This is a genomic window from Streptomyces sp. bgisy130 (assembly GCF_057708345.1).
Genome location: NZ_JBYISA010000011.1, coordinates 223867 through 241945 on the forward strand (window position 1 = coordinate 223867; position 18079 = coordinate 241945).

16 protein-coding genes and 2 pseudogenes are annotated in these 18079 nt (G+C 75.0%); 15 read left to right on the top strand and 3 right to left on the bottom strand.

Annotated elements, in window-relative coordinates; genetic code table 11:
- Positions 1 to 55 precede the first annotated feature (55 nt).
- Positions 56 to 835: pseudogene (locus AC3EUV_RS17710) on the bottom strand (helix-turn-helix transcriptional regulator); the annotation flags it as partial.
- A 3-nt stretch (positions 836 to 838) separates the two neighbouring features.
- On the opposite strand from AC3EUV_RS17710, the gene AC3EUV_RS17715 reads away from it, so the two are divergent.
- Complete coding sequence (locus tag AC3EUV_RS17715) at positions 839 to 949, top strand: DUF3224 domain-containing protein (protein WP_435603301.1); 111 nt, start codon at positions 839 to 841, stop codon at positions 947 to 949.
- 137 nt (positions 950 to 1086) lie between these two features.
- A complete protein-coding gene (locus AC3EUV_RS17720; RefSeq protein WP_435603302.1) occupies positions 1087 to 2763 on the top strand; it encodes a CocE/NonD family hydrolase in 1677 nt (558 codons plus the stop codon).
- A gap of 16 nt (positions 2764 to 2779) precedes the next feature.
- On the opposite strand, the gene AC3EUV_RS17725 is transcribed toward AC3EUV_RS17720, so the two are convergent.
- Complete coding sequence (locus tag AC3EUV_RS17725; protein ID WP_432144026.1) at positions 2780 to 4465, bottom strand: IclR family transcriptional regulator domain-containing protein; 1686 nt, start codon at positions 4463 to 4465, stop codon at positions 2780 to 2782.
- A gap of 174 nt (positions 4466 to 4639) precedes the next feature.
- On the opposite strand from AC3EUV_RS17725, the pseudogene AC3EUV_RS17730 reads away from it, so the two are divergent.
- From AC3EUV_RS17730 to AC3EUV_RS17760, 7 genes and pseudogenes are all read left to right on the top strand, one after another.
- Positions 4640 to 5440 (top strand): annotated as a pseudogene (locus AC3EUV_RS17730) (CoA transferase subunit A); the annotation flags it as partial.
- Positions 5441 to 5626: 186 nt separating this feature from the next.
- Positions 5627 to 6388 carry a CoA-transferase subunit beta gene (locus AC3EUV_RS17735; RefSeq protein ID WP_435603325.1) on the top strand — a complete coding sequence of 254 codons (762 nt, stop codon included), beginning with the start codon at positions 5627 to 5629 and terminating at the stop codon, positions 6386 to 6388.
- Positions 6388 to 7203: a protocatechuate 3,4-dioxygenase subunit beta gene (gene pcaH / locus AC3EUV_RS17740; RefSeq protein ID WP_435603303.1), complete on the top strand. Its 816-nt coding sequence runs from the start codon at positions 6388 to 6390 to the stop codon at positions 7201 to 7203. Before AC3EUV_RS17735 ends, pcaH begins: the two co-directional genes overlap by 1 nt.
- On the top strand, positions 7203 to 7850 hold the full coding sequence (pcaG, locus tag AC3EUV_RS17745; RefSeq protein WP_435603304.1) for a protocatechuate 3,4-dioxygenase subunit alpha: 648 nt from the start codon (positions 7203 to 7205) through the stop codon (positions 7848 to 7850). Before pcaH ends, pcaG begins: the two co-directional genes overlap by 1 nt.
- Position 7851: 1 nt before the next feature.
- On the top strand, positions 7852 to 9366 hold the full coding sequence (gene pcaB / locus AC3EUV_RS17750) for a 3-carboxy-cis,cis-muconate cycloisomerase (protein WP_435603326.1): 1515 nt from the start codon (positions 7852 to 7854) through the stop codon (positions 9364 to 9366).
- Positions 9363 to 10235, top strand: coding sequence for a 3-oxoadipate enol-lactonase (pcaD, locus tag AC3EUV_RS17755; RefSeq protein ID WP_432144023.1), 873 nt, complete (start codon positions 9363 to 9365; stop codon positions 10233 to 10235). Before pcaB ends, pcaD begins: the two co-directional genes overlap by 4 nt.
- Positions 10232 to 11419: a 4-hydroxybenzoate 3-monooxygenase gene (locus tag AC3EUV_RS17760; RefSeq protein ID WP_435603305.1), complete on the top strand. Its 1188-nt coding sequence runs from the start codon at positions 10232 to 10234 to the stop codon at positions 11417 to 11419. Before pcaD ends, AC3EUV_RS17760 begins: the two co-directional genes overlap by 4 nt.
- Positions 11420 to 11426: 7 nt before the next feature.
- Here the strand turns inward: AC3EUV_RS17760 and AC3EUV_RS17765 are convergent, their stop codons facing one another.
- On the bottom strand, positions 11427 to 12431 hold the full coding sequence (locus AC3EUV_RS17765; protein ID WP_432144108.1) for a PP2C family protein-serine/threonine phosphatase: 1005 nt from the start codon (positions 12429 to 12431) through the stop codon (positions 11427 to 11429).
- A 330-nt stretch (positions 12432 to 12761) separates the two neighbouring features.
- Here AC3EUV_RS17765 and AC3EUV_RS17770 point away from each other — a divergent pair, with 330 nt between their 5' ends.
- From AC3EUV_RS17770 to AC3EUV_RS17795, 6 genes are all read left to right on the top strand, one after another.
- Complete coding sequence (locus AC3EUV_RS17770) at positions 12762 to 13823, top strand: NAD-dependent epimerase/dehydratase family protein (RefSeq protein WP_435603306.1); 1062 nt, start codon at positions 12762 to 12764, stop codon at positions 13821 to 13823.
- An 83-nt stretch (positions 13824 to 13906) separates the two neighbouring features.
- The gene (locus tag AC3EUV_RS17775; protein WP_435603307.1) at positions 13907 to 14626 is read left to right on the top strand and encodes a glycosyltransferase family 2 protein; all 720 of its coding nucleotides are present in this window, start codon (positions 13907 to 13909) and stop codon (positions 14624 to 14626) included.
- A complete protein-coding gene (locus tag AC3EUV_RS17780; protein WP_435603308.1) occupies positions 14623 to 15291 on the top strand; it encodes a TIGR04282 family arsenosugar biosynthesis glycosyltransferase in 669 nt (222 codons plus the stop codon). Before AC3EUV_RS17775 ends, AC3EUV_RS17780 begins: the two co-directional genes overlap by 4 nt.
- Positions 15288 to 16070, top strand: a complete 783-nt coding sequence (locus AC3EUV_RS17785; RefSeq protein WP_432144018.1) for a class I SAM-dependent methyltransferase — start codon at positions 15288 to 15290, stop codon at positions 16068 to 16070. Before AC3EUV_RS17780 ends, AC3EUV_RS17785 begins: the two co-directional genes overlap by 4 nt.
- A 26-nt stretch (positions 16071 to 16096) precedes the next feature.
- On the top strand, positions 16097 to 16531 hold the full coding sequence (locus AC3EUV_RS17790; RefSeq protein WP_432144017.1) for a VOC family protein: 435 nt from the start codon (positions 16097 to 16099) through the stop codon (positions 16529 to 16531).
- 144 nt (positions 16532 to 16675) lie between these two features.
- Complete coding sequence (locus AC3EUV_RS17795) at positions 16676 to 18055, top strand: hypothetical protein (protein WP_435603309.1); 1380 nt, start codon at positions 16676 to 16678, stop codon at positions 18053 to 18055.
- Positions 18056 to 18079: the final 24 nt, after the last annotated feature.

An 18079-nucleotide genomic window follows, 5' to 3' on the forward strand; every position in this document is an offset into this window, starting at 1 on the left:
CCCGGTCCGCGATGCCGACGCTGCCACGACCAAGAAAGCAGCGCCCAGGACGGGTTCAGGGTGCCGTCGAGTAGCGGTTCGCGAGTACGGCAACGGCCTGGGCGAGGGCTTGCCGCAGTGCGGAAGGGCCGAGCACCTCTGCCTCCGTGCCGAGCCTGAGCAGGTCGCTGACCGCCACGGCGGGCCCCTCGACCGGTAGCTCCACCTGCACCCAGCCCTCGTGGTCCGGCGGCCCGGCGCTCTCCAGGGCTCGTGCGCCCGCGGTGCCGAACTGCACCGGTAGCAGCCGCTGCGCCAGGGGTGAGATCCGCAGCCGTGCGGTTCCCTGGTGCAGCGTGGCCTCCAGGCGGCGGGAAGCCTCCTCCCAGTAGGCGGCCAGGGCGAATCCGGCCGGTCGCTCGAAGCGCTCTCCGGTTAGGTCCACGGTCATGAACCGCGCCATCCGGTAGGTCCGTACGGCCCCGTCCGCAAGCGCCACCAGGTACCAGAGGCCGCCTTTGAGGACGAGGCCGAGCGGATGGAGTTCCCGGTGGATTTCACCGCTCCAGCGCCGGTAGTGCACACGGAGCATCTGCTGCTCCCACACCGCCTGCGCGACCGACGCCAGATGGGGCGCCGGATCGGCGTCCCGGAACCAGGCGGGCGCATCCAGGTGGAACCGGTCCTGCATGCGGCGGGTGCGCTCGGCCAGTTCGGCCGGGAGAGCGGCCTGCACCTTCAGCTGCGCGGTCGCCAGCACCGAGCCCAGGCCCAGCTCCCGCGCCGGCCCGGGCGCTCCGGCGAGGAAGAACGCGGCTCGTTCGGTGCCGACGGCTCTGTGCGCTGCACCTTCGAGGTCGTGCCCGGAAGCGGCACCGGGGAGCTGACCGGGCTGCGAGGGACCGGCAGTTTCACCACCGGCCCCGGCGCCTCGTCCTTCCCCTACACCTTCCGCTACGACCTGGACTGACCCCGGGCGTCGCGCACGGTCGCCGTGCGCGCGCCCTCAAGGGCGGCCTCATGTCCCGCTCCGGCGCCCGGAGTTGTGGAAAGCGGTCGGGCGTCCGGTATTCTCGTGCAACGTACGGGAATAGCGGAGGGGAAACCATGACGCCACACACGCATGACGTCGTACCGAGGCCCCACTGGGCCGCGCCGTCCGGGAAGCCGCCGCTGTCCTCGCGGTTGATGCGGGCGACCTGGCGCGGACTCCCGGCCAGGCAGCACGAGGTCGGCTGGGAACCGGGCCTCGAGGTGCCGGCCGCGGACGGCAGCCTCCTGCGGACGGACCACTACTTCCCCCGTACGGAGGGCGACTTCCCCACCCTGCTCGTCCGGTCGCCCTATGGCAGGGGCGTGCCCTGGTCACCCCTGTTCGGTGTGCTCTTCGCCGAACAGGGCTTCCATGTGGTCCTCCAGAGCTGTCGCGGCACCGCCGGGTCGGGCGGCCGGTTCGATTTGTGGCGCAACGAGGCCGCCGACGGTCAGGCCGCGGTGTCCTGGCTGCGGCAGCAGCCCTGGTTCACCGGAATCCTGGGCACGATCGGCCCCAGCTACCTGGGCTATGTCCAGTGGGCGCTCGCCCTGGACCCGCCGCCGGAGCTCAAGGCGATGGTGATCCAGGTCGGACTGCACGACCCGCATGCCCTCTTCCACGCGGGCGGTGGGTTCCTCCTGGAGAACGCACTCGCTGTCGGCGTCGGCATGACCTACCAGCACCAGGGGATGCTGCCCCTGCTGCGGGCGGGGCTGCGCCTTCAGCGCCGGATGCGCGAGATCACCGGCGCGCGGCCGCTGCGCCGGGCGTATGAGTCCGCCCTCGGAGAAGTGCCCTGGCTGGACGGGGCGATGACCCACCCGGACGCCGGCGATCCGCACTGGCAGGGTGCGTCCGTGGCGGAGGCGGCGGAGGGGCTGAGCGTGCCCACCTGTCTGATCACCGGGTGGCACGACGGGCTGGCCGGCCAGAGCTTCCAGCAGTTCGCCCGGCTGCAGCGGGCCGGATGTGCGTCGTCGCTGCTCGTCGGCCCCTGGACGCACACCTCCGCGATGCAGCAGGGCTGGCCCGAGGTCTTCGCCGAGAGCCTCGCCTGGCTGCGTGCGCACCTGTGCGGCGACCCCGCCGGGCTGCGCCCCACCCCCGTACGCGTCCACGTCGGCGGCGAGGACACCTGGCGGGACCTCGACGACTGGCCCCCGGCCCCTGCCACGACCGCCTGGTTCCCCGCGGAGAACGGCACGCTCAGCGGGCAATCACCGGTGGCGGACGGCCCGTTGGCGTCCTTGCGCTACGACCCGGCCGACCCCACCCCGTCCGTGGGCGGGCCGTCGGTGTCCCGCAGCGCCGGTACCCGTGACAACGGCACCCTGGAAGCGCGGGAGGACGTTCTGACCTTCACCGGCCCGCCGTTGACCGAGCCCGTCGATGTCCTCGGACCGGTCTTCGCGCGGCTGCGGATCGCCACCGACACCGGCCACGCCGAGGTCTTCGCCCGCCTCTGCGACGTGGACGCCCGGGGCCGGTCCACCAACATCTGCGACGGGCTGATGCGGGTGCGGACGAGCGGGGCGACCCCCTCGGAGGTCACCGTGGCGATGGCCGACACCGCCCACCGCTTCGCCGCCGGTCACCGGATACGCCTCCAGGTCAGCGGCGGCGCCCATCCGCGCTACGCCCGCAGCCCCGGCACCGGTGAATCGTCGGTCGAGGCCACCCGGCTCCAGCCGGTCCACCTCACGGTGCATTCGGGATCGGCACTGACGCTGCCTCAGGGGAACCCGTAGGGGAGTGCCGGGGCGGTCACTGCACCGGAATCCGCGCGTACCGCCCCGCCACCCACAGATCGGCCTCGATGCCGGCGGCGGCGGTGCGCAGGGCGGGCAGCAGGGTCTCGCGGGCCTCGTCGGGGGAGCTGCGGGCCGCGTGGGTGGAGACGTTGACGGCGGCGACGACCCGGCCGGTGCGGTCGTGGACGGGGACGGCGAGCGAGCGCAGGCCCTCTTCGAGCTCCTCGTCGACCAGGGCGAAGCCCGCCGAGCGGGCCTCTTCCAGGAGCGCGCGGAGCCGTTCGGGGTCGGTCACGGTGTGACGGGTGAGCGGCTCCGGGCGCAGGCGGGCCAGCCGCGCGGAGCGCTCGGCCGGGGGCAGGCCGGCGAGCAGCACACGGCCCATGGAGGTCGCATATGCCGGGAAGCGGGTGCCCAGTGTGATGTTGACGCTCATGATGCGCACGGTGGGGACCCGGGCGATGTACTGGATGTCGTCGCCGGAGAGGACCGCCATCGAGGCGGAGTCGTGCACCCGCTCGACCAGCGAGGCGAGATGGGGCCGGGCGATGTCGGGCAGGGTGAGGCCGGAGAGGTGGGCGAAGCCCAGCTCCAGCACCTGCGGCGTGGGGCGGAAGAGCCTTCCGTCGGTGGCGAGGTAGCCGAGGTGCTCCAGGGTGATCAGGGCCCGGCGGGCGGTGGCGCGGGCCAGGCCGGTGGCCTCCGCCACGGCGGTGAGCGGGAGTGCCGCACGGCCGGTGCCGAAGGCGGTGAGGGTGATCAGCCCACGGGCCATCGATTCGACGAATTCCGGGCCCAGTTCCTGCTTGGATGCGCGCATCCAGGTGGCGTGGGACGGGCCGGGGGCGGCGTCGGGGACCGGGCCTGTGCGGGGTGCCCGTAGCGCGTCCTCCATGGCGGAGACCGTCTCGCGCAGACGGGGGAGTACCGCGTCGGGCAGCGCGTCCGCGCTCAGCCGGCTGGTGTGGCTGACCACGCTGAGCGCACAGACCGGGTGGCCTCCGGGGTCCCGGACGGGCATGGCCACGGCCACCAGCCCCGGCTCGATGAGCTGATCGTCCAGGGACCAGCCGGCGGTGCGGGCGGCGGCCACCCGTGCCACGAAGTCCGCGGCCGCGGCGTCGGCCCCCTCCTCGGCGCGCCGCGGTGGGACGGCCGGGAAGCCCGCGTCCGTCGGGTCGGCCGCCCGGCGCGCCCGCCACCGCTGCCAGTCCGCCTCGTCCCACCCGTCCGCGAACAGCGCGCCCGGCGCACCCCGCTCGGCGGGCAGCAGATCGCCGATGCGGAAGGCCAGCGACATGGCGCGGCGGCGGGTCGCCTGGTGGACGAAGCGCACCCCGTCGCCGTCCGGCACCGCGAGCGAGACCGACTCGTCCAGCTCATCGGCCAGCCGGTCGGCGAGCGGGCCGAGCCGGTCGGGGAGTTCGGAGGCGGCGAGGTAGGCGTTGCCCAGCTCCAGCAGCCGCGGCGCGAGTACCGCGTCCCGGCCCTCGGTCCGTACGTAGCCGAGCCGGGTGAGGGTGCTCAGCACCCGGTCCACGGTCGAGCGGGCGAGGCCGGTGTCGCGCACCAGATCGCCGACGGACCGCCGCCCGCCGCCGGCCGCCAGCTCCCGCAGCACGGACAGGCTGCGCATCAGCGGCCCCACCGCCTCCGGTGGCGGCGGCGCTGACGGGGCGGTGGCAGCGGGGTGGGTCATGGCCTCTCCCTGGAGCGTCGATCTCGTCGGAACCGTACCCGGCGCACCGTTGACAGGGCCGGGGGCCGGGGCCAAACTCAGGACCAGAGCATTATGAACTTAAGTTCACTGTGCGAACAACCGCTGCGGGGCGGTCCTTGAGGCCAGGCCCCGGGATGACCCGAGGGCGAGGACATGGCCGACATCCGTTCCCTGCGCGAGGCCGTCGCGGAGCTGATCCATGACGGCGACACCGTGGCGCTGGAGGGGTTCACCCACCTCATCCCGTTCGCCGCCGCGCACGAGATCATCCGTCAGGGCATCAAGGACCTCACGCTCGCCCGGATGACCCCCGATGTGGTCTACGACCAGCTGATCGGCGCGGGCGCGGCCCGGAAGCTGGTCTTCTCCTGGGGCGGCAACCCGGGCGTCGGTTCGCTGCACCGCTTCCGGGACGCGGTCGAGCACGGCTGGCCCGCCCCGCTGGAGATCGACGAGCACAGCCACGCCGGGATGGCCAACCGCTATGCCGCGGGCGCGGCCAGGCTCCCGTTCGCGGTGCTCCGCGGCTACCGGGGCAGCGACATCCCGTCCCGTACGCCCACGGTCTCCACCGTCGTCTGCCCGTTCACCGGTGAGGAACTGGCCGCCGTCGCCGCCCTCAACCCGGATGTCACGGTCATCCACGCGCAGCAGGCGGACCGGGCCGGCAACGTCCAGCTGTGGGGCGTGACCGGGGTGCAGAAGGAGGCGGCGCTCGCCGCCCGGCGCGTCCTGGTCACCGTCGAGGAGATCGTCGGCACCCTGGAGCCGCGCCCCGGTTCCGTCGTCCTGCCCACCTGGATCGTCGACGCGGTCGCCCTGGTCCCCGGCGGCGCCCACCCGTCGTACGCGGCCGGCTATTCGGTCCGGGACAACGCCTACTACCGGCAGTGGGACGGCATCGCACGGGACCGGGCGGCGTTCGGGCGGTGGCTGGCGGAGTGCGTGCGGGGGGAGGGAGGCGGGGGGCGGGGAGCGGCTGTGGGGGACGGGGGCGTGGGTGAGGGAGACGGTGACCGAGACGGGGCCGGGGCCGGGGCCGGGGGCGCCGCCGCTCCGGCCGCCACCCCTGAGCGCGCCCCCGACTCCGCCCCCGACCGCACCCCGGAGACCGCCCCTGACTGCACCCCCGACGAGCTGATGGAGGTCAACGCCGCCCGTGCGCTCGCGGGGGCGCGGACCTGCTTCGTCGGGATCGGGCTGCCCAGTACGGCCGCCAACCTTGCCCGCCGTACGGTCAATCCGGAGCTGGTGCTGGTCTACGAGTCCGGCACCCTCGGCTCCAAGCCGACCCGGCTGCCGCTGTCCATCGGGGACGGCGAACTGGCCGACACCGCGGACTCGGTGGTGTCGGTGCCGGAGATGTTCAACTACTGGCTACAGGGTGGCCGGATCGACGTCGGCTTCCTCGGTGCCGCACAGGTCGACCGGTTCGCCAACATCAACACCACCGTCGTCGACCGGGGCCCCGGCAGGCCCGAGGGGCGGCTGCCCGGCGCGGGCGGCGCCCCCGAAATCGCCGCCAACTGCGGGCAGGTGCTGATGGTCCTGCGGCACCGCCGCCGCAACTTCGTCGGGTCGCTGGACTTCGTGACCACCCTTGGCCACGGCGCCGGCCCCGGCGACCGGGCGGCGCTCGGGCTGCCCGGTGCCGGTCCGACGGCGGTCATCACCGACCTCGGCGTGCTGCGCCCCGACCCGGACACCGCGGAACTCGTCCTCACCGAGCTGCACCCGGGAGTGACGGCCGATCAGGTCCGGGCGGCCACCGGCTGGGACCTCAGGGAGGCCGACCGGATCGGCGTCACGGACCCGCCCACCGCCGCCGAACTCGCCGCCCTGCGAGCCCTGAAGGCGGCAGCCGCGGACACACCACCCCACCACTCCGGGAAGGACACCTGATGCCCACCGCACCCGCGCCCCGGCCGGCGCCCGCCGCCCCCACGCTCCCCACCCAGGCCGACATCAGCCGGGAGATTGCCGCCCGGCACACCGCTGCCGAACGGGAGCGGGCGGCGGGCGCACCGGCCCCGGACCACCCCGACCGGGACTTCGCCCCCTACCGCAGCAGCACCGCCCGCCACCCCCGCCGCCCGCCGGTCGGGATCGACCACCTCGCCGACCCGGAGGCCGTGGAGCTCGGCGGACCCGCCTTCGGCGTCACGGACGTCACCGACCTGGACGCCGACCTCACCCGGCAGCACACCGGCGAACCGCTCGGCGAACGCATCACCGTCACCGGCCGCGTCCTGGACCGCACCGGCCGCCCCGTACGCGGCCAGCTCGTCGAGATCTGGCAGGCCAACGCCGCCGGCCGGTACGCCCACCAGCGGGATCAGCATCCGGCCCCGCTCGACCCCCACTTCACCGGAGTCGGCCGCTGTCTGACCGATGACACGGGCCGGTACGCGTTCACCACCGTCAAGCCCGGCGCCTACCCCTGGCGCAACCACCACAACGCCTGGCGCCCGGCCCATATCCACTTCTCGCTCTTCGGATCGGCCTTCACCCAGCGGCTGATCACCCAGATGTACTTCCCCGGCGACCCGCTCTTCCCCTACGACCCGATCCTCGCCTCGGTCACCGACCCCACGGCCCGCGCCCGCCTGGTGGCCACCTACGATCACGAACTGACCGTCCCTGAACGGTCCTTGGGCTACCGCTGGGACGTGGTCCTGGACGGCCCGTCCGCCACCTGGATCGAGGAGGGCCGCTGATGCCCCGCGCCACCACCGACTACGAGCGGTCCGGCGCCCCGGCCGGGCCGCTCGCCCCGACCCCCGCCCAGACCATCGGCCCCTTCTACGGCTACGCCCTCCCGTTCCCCGGTGGCGAGCAGATCGCCCCGGCCGGCCACCTCGGCACGGTCACCGTGCACGGCTGCGTACGGGACGGGGAGGGCGCCCCGGTGTCGGACGCGCTGCTGGAGTTCTGGCAGGCGGGCCCGGACGGCGGCCGTACGGGCGCGCCCGGTTCGCTGCGCCGGGACCCGGCCACCGGTGCGGTCCTCGGCCGCAACGGGGTGGACTCCACCGGCTTCGGCCGGGTCCCCACCGACGCCGACGGACGCTATGCCGTCCACACCCGCCCGGCCACCGCCCCCGCCGGGCGCCCGGACGCCGCGCCCTACCTCGCCGTGTGCCTCTTCGCCCGCGGCCTGCTCCACCACCTGTTCACCCGCGTCTACTTTCCCGGACACCCGGCGGACCGGCCCACCGACCCGCTGCTCGCGCGGCTTCCCGCGCAGCGCGCGGACACCCTGCTGGCCCGCCCCGACGGCCCCGGCCGGTACCGCTTCGACATCCGGCTCCAGCGGTCGGCGGACGGCACAGACGAGGAGACGGTCTTCCTTGCCTACCGCTGACCTGCCGTGCAGCGCACCGGACCCGGCAGCCCAACAGCCGGACGAGGCAGCCGACTTGGGGCTGCTGGCACCGTCCTGGGCCGGCTCCGCCGTGGCCGCCGCCACCGGTGACGCCGGATATCTGCGGGCCCTGCTCGACGCCGAGGCCGCGCTGACGCGTGCCCAGGCCGCCCTGGGACTCGCACCGGAGGCGGCGGCCGCCGCCGTCACCGCCGCGGCCGACGGGACCCACCGCTTTGACCCCCGGTCCCTCGCGCTGCGCGCCCGTGCCGCGGGCAACCCCGTGGTCCCGCTCGTCGCCGACCTGACGGCCGCCGTCGCCGCCCGCGACCCCGGAGCCGCCGCCTACGTCCACCGGGGCGCCACCAGCCAGGACATCCTGGACACCGCCACGATGCTGGTCTGCGCCCGCGCCCTGGACACCGTCCTGCCGGACCTCGGCCGCACCGCCGCCGCGCTGCGCCGTACCGCCGCCGAGCACCGCGACACCCCCATGGCGGGCCGCACCCTCACCCAGCACGCGGTGCCGACCACCTTCGGCCTCAAGGCCGCGGGCTGGCGCGGCCTGGTGCTCGACGCCCATGACCGGCTGGCGTCCGTACGTGCCGCGCTGCCGGTGCAACTGGGCGGCGCGGCCGGCACCCTCGCCGCCTTCCACGCCTACGCGGCGGCCGACGGCGCGCCGCCCGCCCCCGACCTGGGCGCCCGGCTCCTCGCCCGCTACGCCGCCGAGACCGGACTCGCCGCACCGGCCCTGCCCTGGCACACCCTGCGCACCCCGGTCGCCGATCTCGCCGGTGCGCTGGCCTTCACCGCGGGCGCCCTCGGCAAGGCGGCCGCCGACGTCCTCACCCTCTCCCGCACGGAGCTCGGCGAACTCACCGAGGGCAGCGGCGGCGGCTCCTCCGCCATGCCGCACAAGACCAACCCGGTGCGCGCCACGCTCATCGCGGCCGCCGCCCGGCAGGTCCCCGGGCTCGCCGCGGTGCTGTACGGCTCGCTGGCCGCCGAGGACGAACGCCCGGCCGGCGCCTGGCACGCCGAATGGCAGCCGCTGCGGGACGCCCTGCGGCTGACCGGCGGCGCGGCCCGGGACGCCGCCGTCCTGACCGCGGAACTGCGCGTCCACCCGCACCGGATGCGGCAGAACCTCGACGCGACCGGCGGTCTGGTCGTCACCGAACGCCTGGTCGCCGCCCTCACCGCGCTGACCGGCCGCACCGAGGCCCGCCGCCTCCTGGACACCGCGGCCCGGTGGACCGCGGAGCGGGGCATCACGCTGGCGGCGGCGCTGGACGAGCTGCTGCACGAGGCGCCGCCCACGGCCCGTGACGCGGACCGGCCCGCCCCGCCCGGAGACCCGACCACCCCGCGCGAGGCCCCGGCCCCGTCCCCCGCCCTGTCCCCGTCGCGGCTGCGTCAACTCCTCGACCCCACCGGCTACCTGGGCTCCGCCGGCGCCCTCGTGGACCGTGCACTGCAACGCACCGAGCGCCACCCACAGGAGTCCGCATGACCCAGCCGCCCGCCACCCCGCTCCCGCACCACACCGCGGACGGTCCCGAAGACGCCCCGCCGCTGCTCCTGGGCCCCTCGCTCGGCACCTCGCTCGTCGTCTGGGACCCCCAACTCCCGTCCCTGGCACGGCAGCACCGGGTCATCCGCTGGGACCTCCCCGGCCACGGCGGCACGCCCGCCGGGGTGCTGGGCGCCGGACCCGCCCCCACCACCACCGTCCCCGGTCTGGCCCGGCTGGTGCTCGGTCTCGCCGACGCCCTCGGTATCGAGCGGTTCGCCTACGCCGGGATCTCGCTCGGCGGCGCCGTCGGGGCCTGGCTCGCCGCCCACCACCCCGAGCGGATCGCCTCGCTCGCCCTGCTCTGCTCCTCGGCACGGTTCGGTGAGCCGGCGGGCTGGCACGAACGGGCCGCGCTGGTACGGGAAGCGGGCCTCGGCCCCATCGCCGACGCCGCCGCCGGCCGCTGGTTCACCCCGGCCTTCGCCGCCACGCCACAGGCCCGGGCGCTGGTCGGGGCGGTGCGCCGGTCGGTGACGCCGGCCGGCTACGCGGCCTGCTGCGACGCCCTCGCCGCCTACGATCTGCGCGCCGGCCTGGCCCGGATCACCGCCCCCACGCTCGTCATCGCGGGCCGCGACGACCCGGCCACCCCGCCCGCGCACGCCCGCGAACTCGCCGACGGCATCCCGGACGCCCGCCTGCTGGAACTGTCCGGCGCCGCCCATCTGGCCAACGTGGAACGCCCCGCCCCGGTGCGCACCGCCCTCCTCGACCACCTCGCGGCCCACCTGGACAACGGCTCCCCGGCCGCGGCCCCCGGCCCCGGCGCCCCCGCACCCCACCCCGCGGAAGGAACGGCCCAGTGACCCACCCCCGCCACACCACGGTCGGCATCATCGGCGGCGGCCCGGCCGGGCTGCTGCTCGCGCGGCTGCTGCACCGCTCCGGAATCGACTGCGTCGTCCTGGAGAGCCGCGACCGCTCCTATGTCGAACGGCGCCAGCGCGCGGGCATCCTGGAACAGGGCACCGTCGACGTGCTGCGCGCCTGCGGGGCGGGGGAGCGGATGGACCGGGCGGGCCTGGTCCACGACGGCGTCGAGCTGCGCTGGAACCGGCGGGCCCACCGCCTCGACTTCCCCGCCCTGACCGGCGGCCGCCGGGTCATGGTCTACGCCCAGACGGAAGTGGTGAAGGACCTGATCGCCCTCCAGCTCGCGGACGGGCCACCGCTGCTGTTCGGGGCGCGGGCGCTCGCCGTGACGGGCGCGGACACCGACCGGCCCGCTGTCCGCTACCGCCACCAGGGCCGCGAGCAGACCCTGACCTGCGACTACCTCGTGGGCTGCGACGGCTTCCACGGCGTGGCCCGGGAGGCCCTGCCGGCGGACGTCCGCCGTACGTACACCCGCAGCTATCCCTACTCCTGGCTCGGGGTGCTCGCCGAGGTCCCGCCCTCCCACGACGAGCTGATCTACGCCCACTCCGCGCGCGGCTTCGCGCTGTTCAGCATGCGTACGCCGACCGTCAGCCGGCTCTACCTCCAGGTCCCCAACGGCACCGACCCCGCCGACTGGCCCGACGACCGCATCTGGGACGAACTGGAGGCCCGCGCCGCGATCGACGGCCCCTGGCAACTCGCGCGCGGACCGCTCACCGCCAAGGCGGTGCTGCCCATGCGGAGTTCGGTCACCGAACCGATGCGCTACGGACGGGTCCTGCTGGCCGGCGACGCGGCGCACATCGTGCCGCCCACCGGGGCCAAGGGCCTCAACCTGGCCGTCGCCGATGTCACCGTCCTGGCCCGCGCCCTCGACCTGCTGCACCGCACCGGCTCCACGGAGCTGCTCGACGCCTACTCCGACACCTGTCTGCGCCGGGTCTGGCGCGCCGAACACTTCTCGTCCTTCATGACGACGACCCTGCACACCGCCCCGGACCAGAGCCCGTTCGACACCCGGCTCCAGCTCTCCCAGCTCGACCGGATCGCCGGCTCGCCGCATGCCGCCGCGGAGCTGGCGGAGAACTACACGGGGCTGCCGCTGAGCTGAAGCCCGTTCACCGGCGCTGCCGGTAGCGGACCAGCAGCATCGCGGCGTCATCTTGCAGCGGCCCCTCGACATGCTCGACCAGGTCCTCGCGCACCGAGCGCAGCGCGGCCTCCGGGTCGGGGTCCTTGAGCAGCGCGGCGCGTTCGTTGAGGGGGTAGAAGCGGTCCGCCGCGTCGCGGGCCTCGGTGACCCCGTCGGTGTAGAAGAGCAACTGGTCGCCGGGGGTGAACGGCACCTCGTAGGGGGCCGGGGCGGCGGCGCCGTGCAGGGTGAGGCCGAGCGGCAGGGCGCGGTCGGGCGGGGACGCGAAGCCGACCGTGCCGTCGGGCCGGACGACCAGCGGCGCCGGATGGCCGAAGTTCAGCAGGGTGGCCCGCGGACCGTCACCGATCTCGGCGAGCACCGCCGTGACGAACCGTTCACCGGAAAGATGGCGGTTCAGCGCCCGTTCGAGCCGCTCGCCGACGGCGGTCAGATCCGGTTCGTCATGCGCCGCCTCCCGGAACGCCCCCAGTACCACCGCCGCGCTCTCCACGGCCTCCAGGCCCTTGCCCTGCACATCGCCGACGATGATCCGCACCCCGGCGGGCGAGGTCACCACCTCGTACAGATCACCGCCTATCCGGGCCTCGGCCACCGCCGAGGTGTACGAGACCGCGATCCGCAGCGGGCCCGCGCCCCGCGGCACCGGGCGCAGCAGCACCCGCTGGGCGACCTCGGCGATCGAGCGGACGCTGGCCAGTTCGGCCTCCCGCCGCTGCCGCATCACCGCGGCGGCCACCCCGGCCGCGGTCACCCCGGCCACCGACAGCAGGGCGGTCAGCCCGCGCCGGCTCTCGAACAGGCCGCTGTGGACGCCCAGACCGAGGCAGAGCACGAACGCCGTCAGGCCGACCACCGCCGTCCGCCGCCAGCCGCCGACCAGCCCCGCGAACGCCGGGCCCAGTGACACCAGGGGCAGAAAGCCGACCCCCGGGCCCGCGGTGAGATCGACCGTGGTGACCACGGCCATGACCGCGTACGGGAGCACGGCCAGCGCACGGGCGCCGGTCCGCTGCTCCCCCTCGTCCACGGCCAAGGTGTTCTCCGACGGTGTCAGGTGAAGTGATCGGGCAAGAGGGCCGTCGGCCGTCGGAATGTCCGAAAGCGGCCCCCGCCCCCCGACCTGAGCATAGGCAACATATGCCGTACCGAAATACCTCGAATGCGTGCTGTTACCGAATCGCAGTGGCACCACCCGCCCGGAGAGCACCCCCGCCGGACGGGCCGAGGATCTTACGGACCCATGACGCGGCGTCCCGAACACGGGCCGAAAAGCGCCGCCGCGCCTAGCGTCACCGGCATGCGTGTACTGGTCACCGGCGGCGCCGGATTCATCGGATCGCAGGTCGTCGAGGCGCTCCTGGCGCGCGGGCACGAACCCGTCGTCCTCGACGCGCTGCTGCCCTCGGCGCACCCCGAACCCCCGCCCCCGCGCCCGGGGGAGCGGCGCATCGTCGCCGACATACGGGACCGGACGGCCGTCGACGCCGCCCTGCGGGGCGTGCACGCGGTCTGCCACCAGGCGGCGATGGTGGGCCTCGGCAAGGACTTCGCCGATGCGCCCGACTACGTGGGCTGCAACGACCTGGGCACGGCGGTGCTGCTGGCCGCGATGGCCGCGGCCGGGGTGCGGCAGCTGGTCCTCGCCGGGTCGATGGTGGTCTACGGGGAGGGGCGCTACCTCTGCGCCCGCCACGGGGTGGTGCGGCCCGGTCCTCGGGCGGTGGCCGAGCTGGACGCCGGGCGGTTCGAGCCCCGCTGTCCGCACTGCGGCGCGGAGTTGCGGCCCGGCATGGTCGGCGAGGACGCCCCCACCGACCCGCGCAATGTCTACGCGGCCACCAAGCTCACCCAGGAACATCTGGCCGTCTCCTGGGCGCGCGCCACCGGCGGCCGGGCCGTCGCGCTGCGCTACCACAACGTCTACGGCCCCGGGATGCCGCGCGACACCCCGTACGCCGGGGTCGCCTCCTTCTTCCGCTCGGCGCTGGCCCGCGGTCAGTCGCCGAGGGTCTACGAGGACGGCGGCCAGCGGCGCGACTTCGTCCATGTGCGGGATGTCGCGGCGGCCAACGCCGTGGCGCTGGAAGCCCTGCCGGACCGGCCCGCGGGCGCCCTGACCGCCTACAACACGGGCAGCGGAGTGCCGCACACCGTCGGCGAGATGGCGCGGACCCTGGCCGCGGCGTGCGGAGGTCCGGCGCCCGTGGTGACGGGGGAGTACCGGCTCGGCGACGTACGGCACATCACCGCGTCCTCGCACCGGATCGCCGAGGACCTCGGCTGGCGGGCGGCCACCGGATTCGCGGCGGGGATGGCGGAGTTCGCCCGCGAGGGCATGCGGGCGGCCCCGGCGGGATGACCCGTATGCCGTGCCGGCCGCCGCCGTCCCCGCCCGCCAACCCCGCAACTCCCCTTGTCCGCCTCTGATACGCAGGTGAACGCGTGACCCACTCCCCACCCCCCGTCCCCCGGCCCGCCCTGGTGGATGTCGTACTGCCCTGTCTCGACGAAGCCGCCGCGCTGCCCTGGGTGCTGTCCCGCATCCCGGCCGGCTGGCGGGCGATCGTCGTCGACAACGGCTCCACCGACGGCTCCGCCGAGGTGGCCCGCAATCTGGGCGCCACCGTGGTGCACGAGCCCCGCCGCGGTTTCGGCGCCGCCTGCCACGCCGGACTGCTCGCCGCCGACGCGGACATCGTCTGCTTCTGCGACTGCGACGCCTCCCTCGACCCCGCGCTCCTCATTCCCTTCGTGCACACGGTCCACGACGGCACCAGCGATCTGGTGCTGGGCCGCCGCCGGCCCCAGGGCCGCGGCGCCTGGCCGCCCCACGCGCGGGCCGGCAACGCCGTACTGGCCCGGATGCTGCGCCGCCGCACCGGACTGCGTCTGCACGACCTCGGCCCGCTGCGCGCCGCCCGGCGCACCGCGCTGCTCGGACTCGGCCTCACCGACCGCCGCAGCGGCTACCCCCTCCAGATGGTCGTCCGGGCCGCCGACGCCGGCTGGCGCGTCGAGGAGCGCGCGGTGCCCTACCGGCCGCGCACCGGCCGTTCGAAGGTCACCGGCACCTGGCGCGGCACCTGGCACGCGGTGCGCGATATGCGCGCCGTTCTCCAGCAGCCGCCGCTCGCACCCCGTACGGAGGAGACGGCCCGATGATCCTTCCCGCAGCCTCCCCGGCGCCGACCGGTCCCACCACGGTCCTGGTCATCGCCAAGGAACCGGTGCCCGGCCGGGTCAAGACCCGGCTCACCCCGCCCTACACCCCGGACGAGGCCGCCCAGTTGGCCGAGGCGGCGCTGTACGACACCCTCCGGGCCGTCCGCGCCATGCCCGCCCGGCGGCGGGTGCTCGTCCTGGCCGGCCGCCCCGGAAGCTGGCTGCCGGCCGGCTTCGAGGTCCGGCCGCAGTGCCCCGGTGGCCTCGACGAGCGGCTCGCCGCGGCCTTCGCCGGAAGCACGGGCCCGACCCTGCTCCTCGGCATGGACACCCCGCAGATCACCCCGCAACTCCTGGCCCCGGCACTGGAGTCCGGTGCCTGGGACGGCTGCGACGCCTGGTTCGGGCCGGCCGAGGACGGTGGCTTCTGGGCGCTCGGCCTGGCCACCCCCGACCCCCGGCTGCTGCGCGGCGTACCCATGTCCACCGACCGCACCGGCGCCGCCCAGCGGGCCCGGCTGGCCGCCGCCGGACTCCGGGTGCGGCAGCTGCCGCCGCTGCGCGATGTCGACACCGCGGACGATGCGCACCACGTCGCCTCCGCCGCACCCGCCGGCCGCTTCGCCGCCACCCTGGCCCGGCTGTCCCCGGTCACCGCACGATGAGCACCACCGTGCCGCCCACGACCCACCCCGACCGGCGCGACACCGCCTCCTGGGGCGCGGACCCGTACGCCGACGCGCTGCGCAGCGGCCGCGGCCCGCTCTTCCTGCGCCGCAGTGACGGCTGGCTGCTGCCTCTGGAGGTCGAGCGCTGGTGCGCGGGAGCGGACGCCGCCGATCTGTCGGCGCTGCGCCGCTGCGCGGGCAGCGTCCTCGACATCGGCTGCGGCCCCGGCCGGCTGGTCGCCGCGCTCGCCGCGCAGGGCCGGCGGGCCCTCGGCATCGACGTCAGCGCGGCCGCGGTGGCCCGCACCACCGCCCTCGGCGGCAGCGCACTGCACCGCTCGGTCTTCGACACCCTCCCGGGAGAGGGGACCTGGGACACCGCCCTGCTCCTCGACGGCAACATCGGCATCGGCGGCGACCCGCATGCCCTCCTCGCCCGCACCGCCGAACTCCTCGCCCCGCACGGCCTGCTCATCGTGGAGACCACCCCGGCAGACGTCGACGAACAGGTCCAGGTACGGGTCGAGGGCGGCTCCCCCACCCACCGCCACACCTCCCGCGCCCCGGACGACCTCTTCCCCTGGGCCCGCGTCGGCACCCCCGCGCTCCTCCGCTACGCCTCCGCCACCGCCTGGACCCCCACCGAACAGTGGACCGCACCCCACCCGGTCAACCAGGCCCCGGACAACGGGCGTTGCTTCGTGGCGCTGCGGCGCGGCGGTGGGTTCGCGAGCCCTCGGCCCGCGCGGCGAGAGGGCATCCCAGGGGCTCGGTGAACAGCACGCGCCGCTATGGTGTGCCGATGACGTCGATCAAGCAGTTCCAAGTCACCTTCGACTGCGCCGAACCTGAGCGCGTCGCTCGCTTCTGGTGCGAGGTGCTGGGGTACGTCGTACCGCCGCCGCCGAAGGGGTTTGCCACGTGGGACGACTTCGACCGCTCGCTGCCGGCTGACCAACAGGGTTCGGCGTTCGCCTGCGTCGATCCCTCGGGCGTCGGCCCGCGACTGTTCTTCCAGCGCGTTCCCGAGGGCAGGGTCGTCAAGAACCGGGTGCATCTCGACGTCCGGGCCGGCACCGGGCTCGTGGGGGAAGAGCGCCTCGCCGTACTGGAGGCCGAGTGCGCACGTCTGATCGCGCTCGGCGCGGTCTGCGTGCAAGTCCTGCGAGCCGATGAGTTCAACGAGTCGTGCATCGCGATGCAGGACATCGAGGGCAACGAGTTCTGCCTCGACTGAGGCGGAGCCGGATCAGCTAAGACGGGACTCCGTCCGCACTCCGTCCGCCAAATCTGACGGATCGATGACGCACCCGCCGCCGCCCGCCCGCTACCGCCTCCCGGCGCTTAGCGTGCGGGCGTGACCTCCTGTGATACCCCCCGTGTGACCTCGGAAGAACGCGCCGCGCGCCGCCTCGATCTGGTGGCGGCCGCGGCCGGTGCGCTGCTCGTGCTGGCCGCTGCCGTCGTCGGTACCGTCATCGAGCGCGCCAACGGCAGCCTCCATGTCAACTGGCCCCCGCTGTACGCCTCGTGGTCCCCGCATCTGGGGCCCGGTACCCCCGCCGCGATCGTGATCGCCGTCCTTGTCATCGTCCACGGGCCGCCGCTCGCGGCCCGGTTGCCCTGGCGGCGTCTCGTCGTCCTGGGCTGGGTGGGCGCGCTGGCCTGGACCGGTGCGCTGGCGATGATCGACGGCTGGCGGACGGGGATAGCCGGGCGGCTCACCACCGCCTACGAGTACCTGACCGTCATCGACCGCTTCGACGACCTCGGGCCGGCGCTGCGCGACTTCACCCACCACATCCTCAACAACGCACCGGACCACTGGCCCGCCCATGTCGCCGGGCATCCACCGGCCGCCGTGCTCACCTTCGTCGGTCTGGACCGCATCGGGCTGGGCGGGGGCGGCTGGGCCGGCCTCTGGTGTCTGGTCGTCGGCACGTCCGCGGTGGCCGCGGTGCTGATCGCGGTGCGGGCGCTGGCCGGTGAGCCGATCGCCCGCCGGGCCGCCCCGTTCCTCGTCCTGGTCCCGTCGGCCGTGTGGGTGGGCACCTCGGCGGACGGCTATTTCGCGGCCGTCGCCGCCTGGTCGCTGGCGCTGCTCGCCCTCGCCGCCACCCGCCGCACCCGCCATCCGGCCGCCGCCGCCCTGGCCTCCGGGCTCCTCTTCGGCCTGACCTGCTATCTCTCCTACGGGCTCACCCTGATCGCGCTGATCGCCGCCGCGGTGCTGTGGCTCGCCCGGACCGTGCGCCCGCTGCCCCTCGTGGCGGCCGGGGCGGCGGCCGTCGCCGTCGCCTTCACCCTGGCCGGTTTCTCCTGGTGGGAGGGGTACCTCCTGCTGGTCGAGCGCTACTACCAGGGCGCCGCCGCGGTCCGCCCGTACGCGTACTGGGTGTGGGCCAATCTCGCCTGCACGGTCCTGATCATCGGGCCCGCGACGGTGGCCGCGCTGCGCCGCGCGCTAGGACACGCCCTGGCTTCGGCCCGCACCGCCGGGCGTGGCCTCCGCCTGCCCGCCGGGCCGCCGCGGGACCCCGCCGGCCGGCTGGTCGTCCTCGTGCTGGCCGCGCTGCTCGCCCTGCTCGTCGCCGACCTCTCCGGGATGAGCAAGGCGGAGACCGAACGGATCTGGCTGCCGTTCGCCACCTGGCTGCCGGCCGCCTGCGTCCTGCTGCCCGAGGCCCGGCAGCGGGCATGGCTGACCGCCCAGGCGGTACTCGCCCTCCTGCTCAACCACCTGCTGCACACCGGATGGTGACGCTGTGTCAGGTATCAGGGAAGA

What these genes read in the sequence shown, in the direction of transcription:
- pcaG (WP_435603304.1), top strand. Translation starts at nt 7,203, where the DNA reads ATGCCCCGCGCCACCACCGACTACGAGCGGTCCGGCGCCCCGGCCGGG.
- AC3EUV_RS17735 (WP_435603325.1), top strand. Translation starts at nt 5,627, where the DNA reads ATGGAGGTCAACGCCGCCCGTGCGCTCGCGGGGGCGCGGACCTGCTTC.
- AC3EUV_RS17720 (WP_435603302.1), top strand. Translation starts at nt 1,087, where the DNA reads ATGACGCCACACACGCATGACGTCGTACCGAGGCCCCACTGGGCCGCG.
- AC3EUV_RS17725 (WP_432144026.1), bottom strand. Translation starts at nt 4,465, where the DNA reads ATGACCCACCCCGCTGCCACCGCCCCGTCAGCGCCGCCGCCACCGGAG.
- AC3EUV_RS17790 (WP_432144017.1), top strand. Translation starts at nt 16,097, where the DNA reads ATGACGTCGATCAAGCAGTTCCAAGTCACCTTCGACTGCGCCGAACCT.
- AC3EUV_RS17785 (WP_432144018.1), top strand. Translation starts at nt 15,288, where the DNA reads ATGAGCACCACCGTGCCGCCCACGACCCACCCCGACCGGCGCGACACC.
- AC3EUV_RS17765 (WP_432144108.1), bottom strand. Translation starts at nt 12,431, where the DNA reads ATGGCCGTGGTCACCACGGTCGATCTCACCGCGGGCCCGGGGGTCGGC.
- AC3EUV_RS17780 (WP_435603308.1), top strand. Translation starts at nt 14,623, where the DNA reads ATGATCCTTCCCGCAGCCTCCCCGGCGCCGACCGGTCCCACCACGGTC.
- pcaH (WP_435603303.1), top strand. Translation starts at nt 6,388, where the DNA reads ATGCCCACCGCACCCGCGCCCCGGCCGGCGCCCGCCGCCCCCACGCTC.
- pcaD (WP_432144023.1), top strand. Translation starts at nt 9,363, where the DNA reads ATGACCCAGCCGCCCGCCACCCCGCTCCCGCACCACACCGCGGACGGT.
- AC3EUV_RS17770 (WP_435603306.1), top strand. Translation starts at nt 12,762, where the DNA reads ATGCGTGTACTGGTCACCGGCGGCGCCGGATTCATCGGATCGCAGGTC.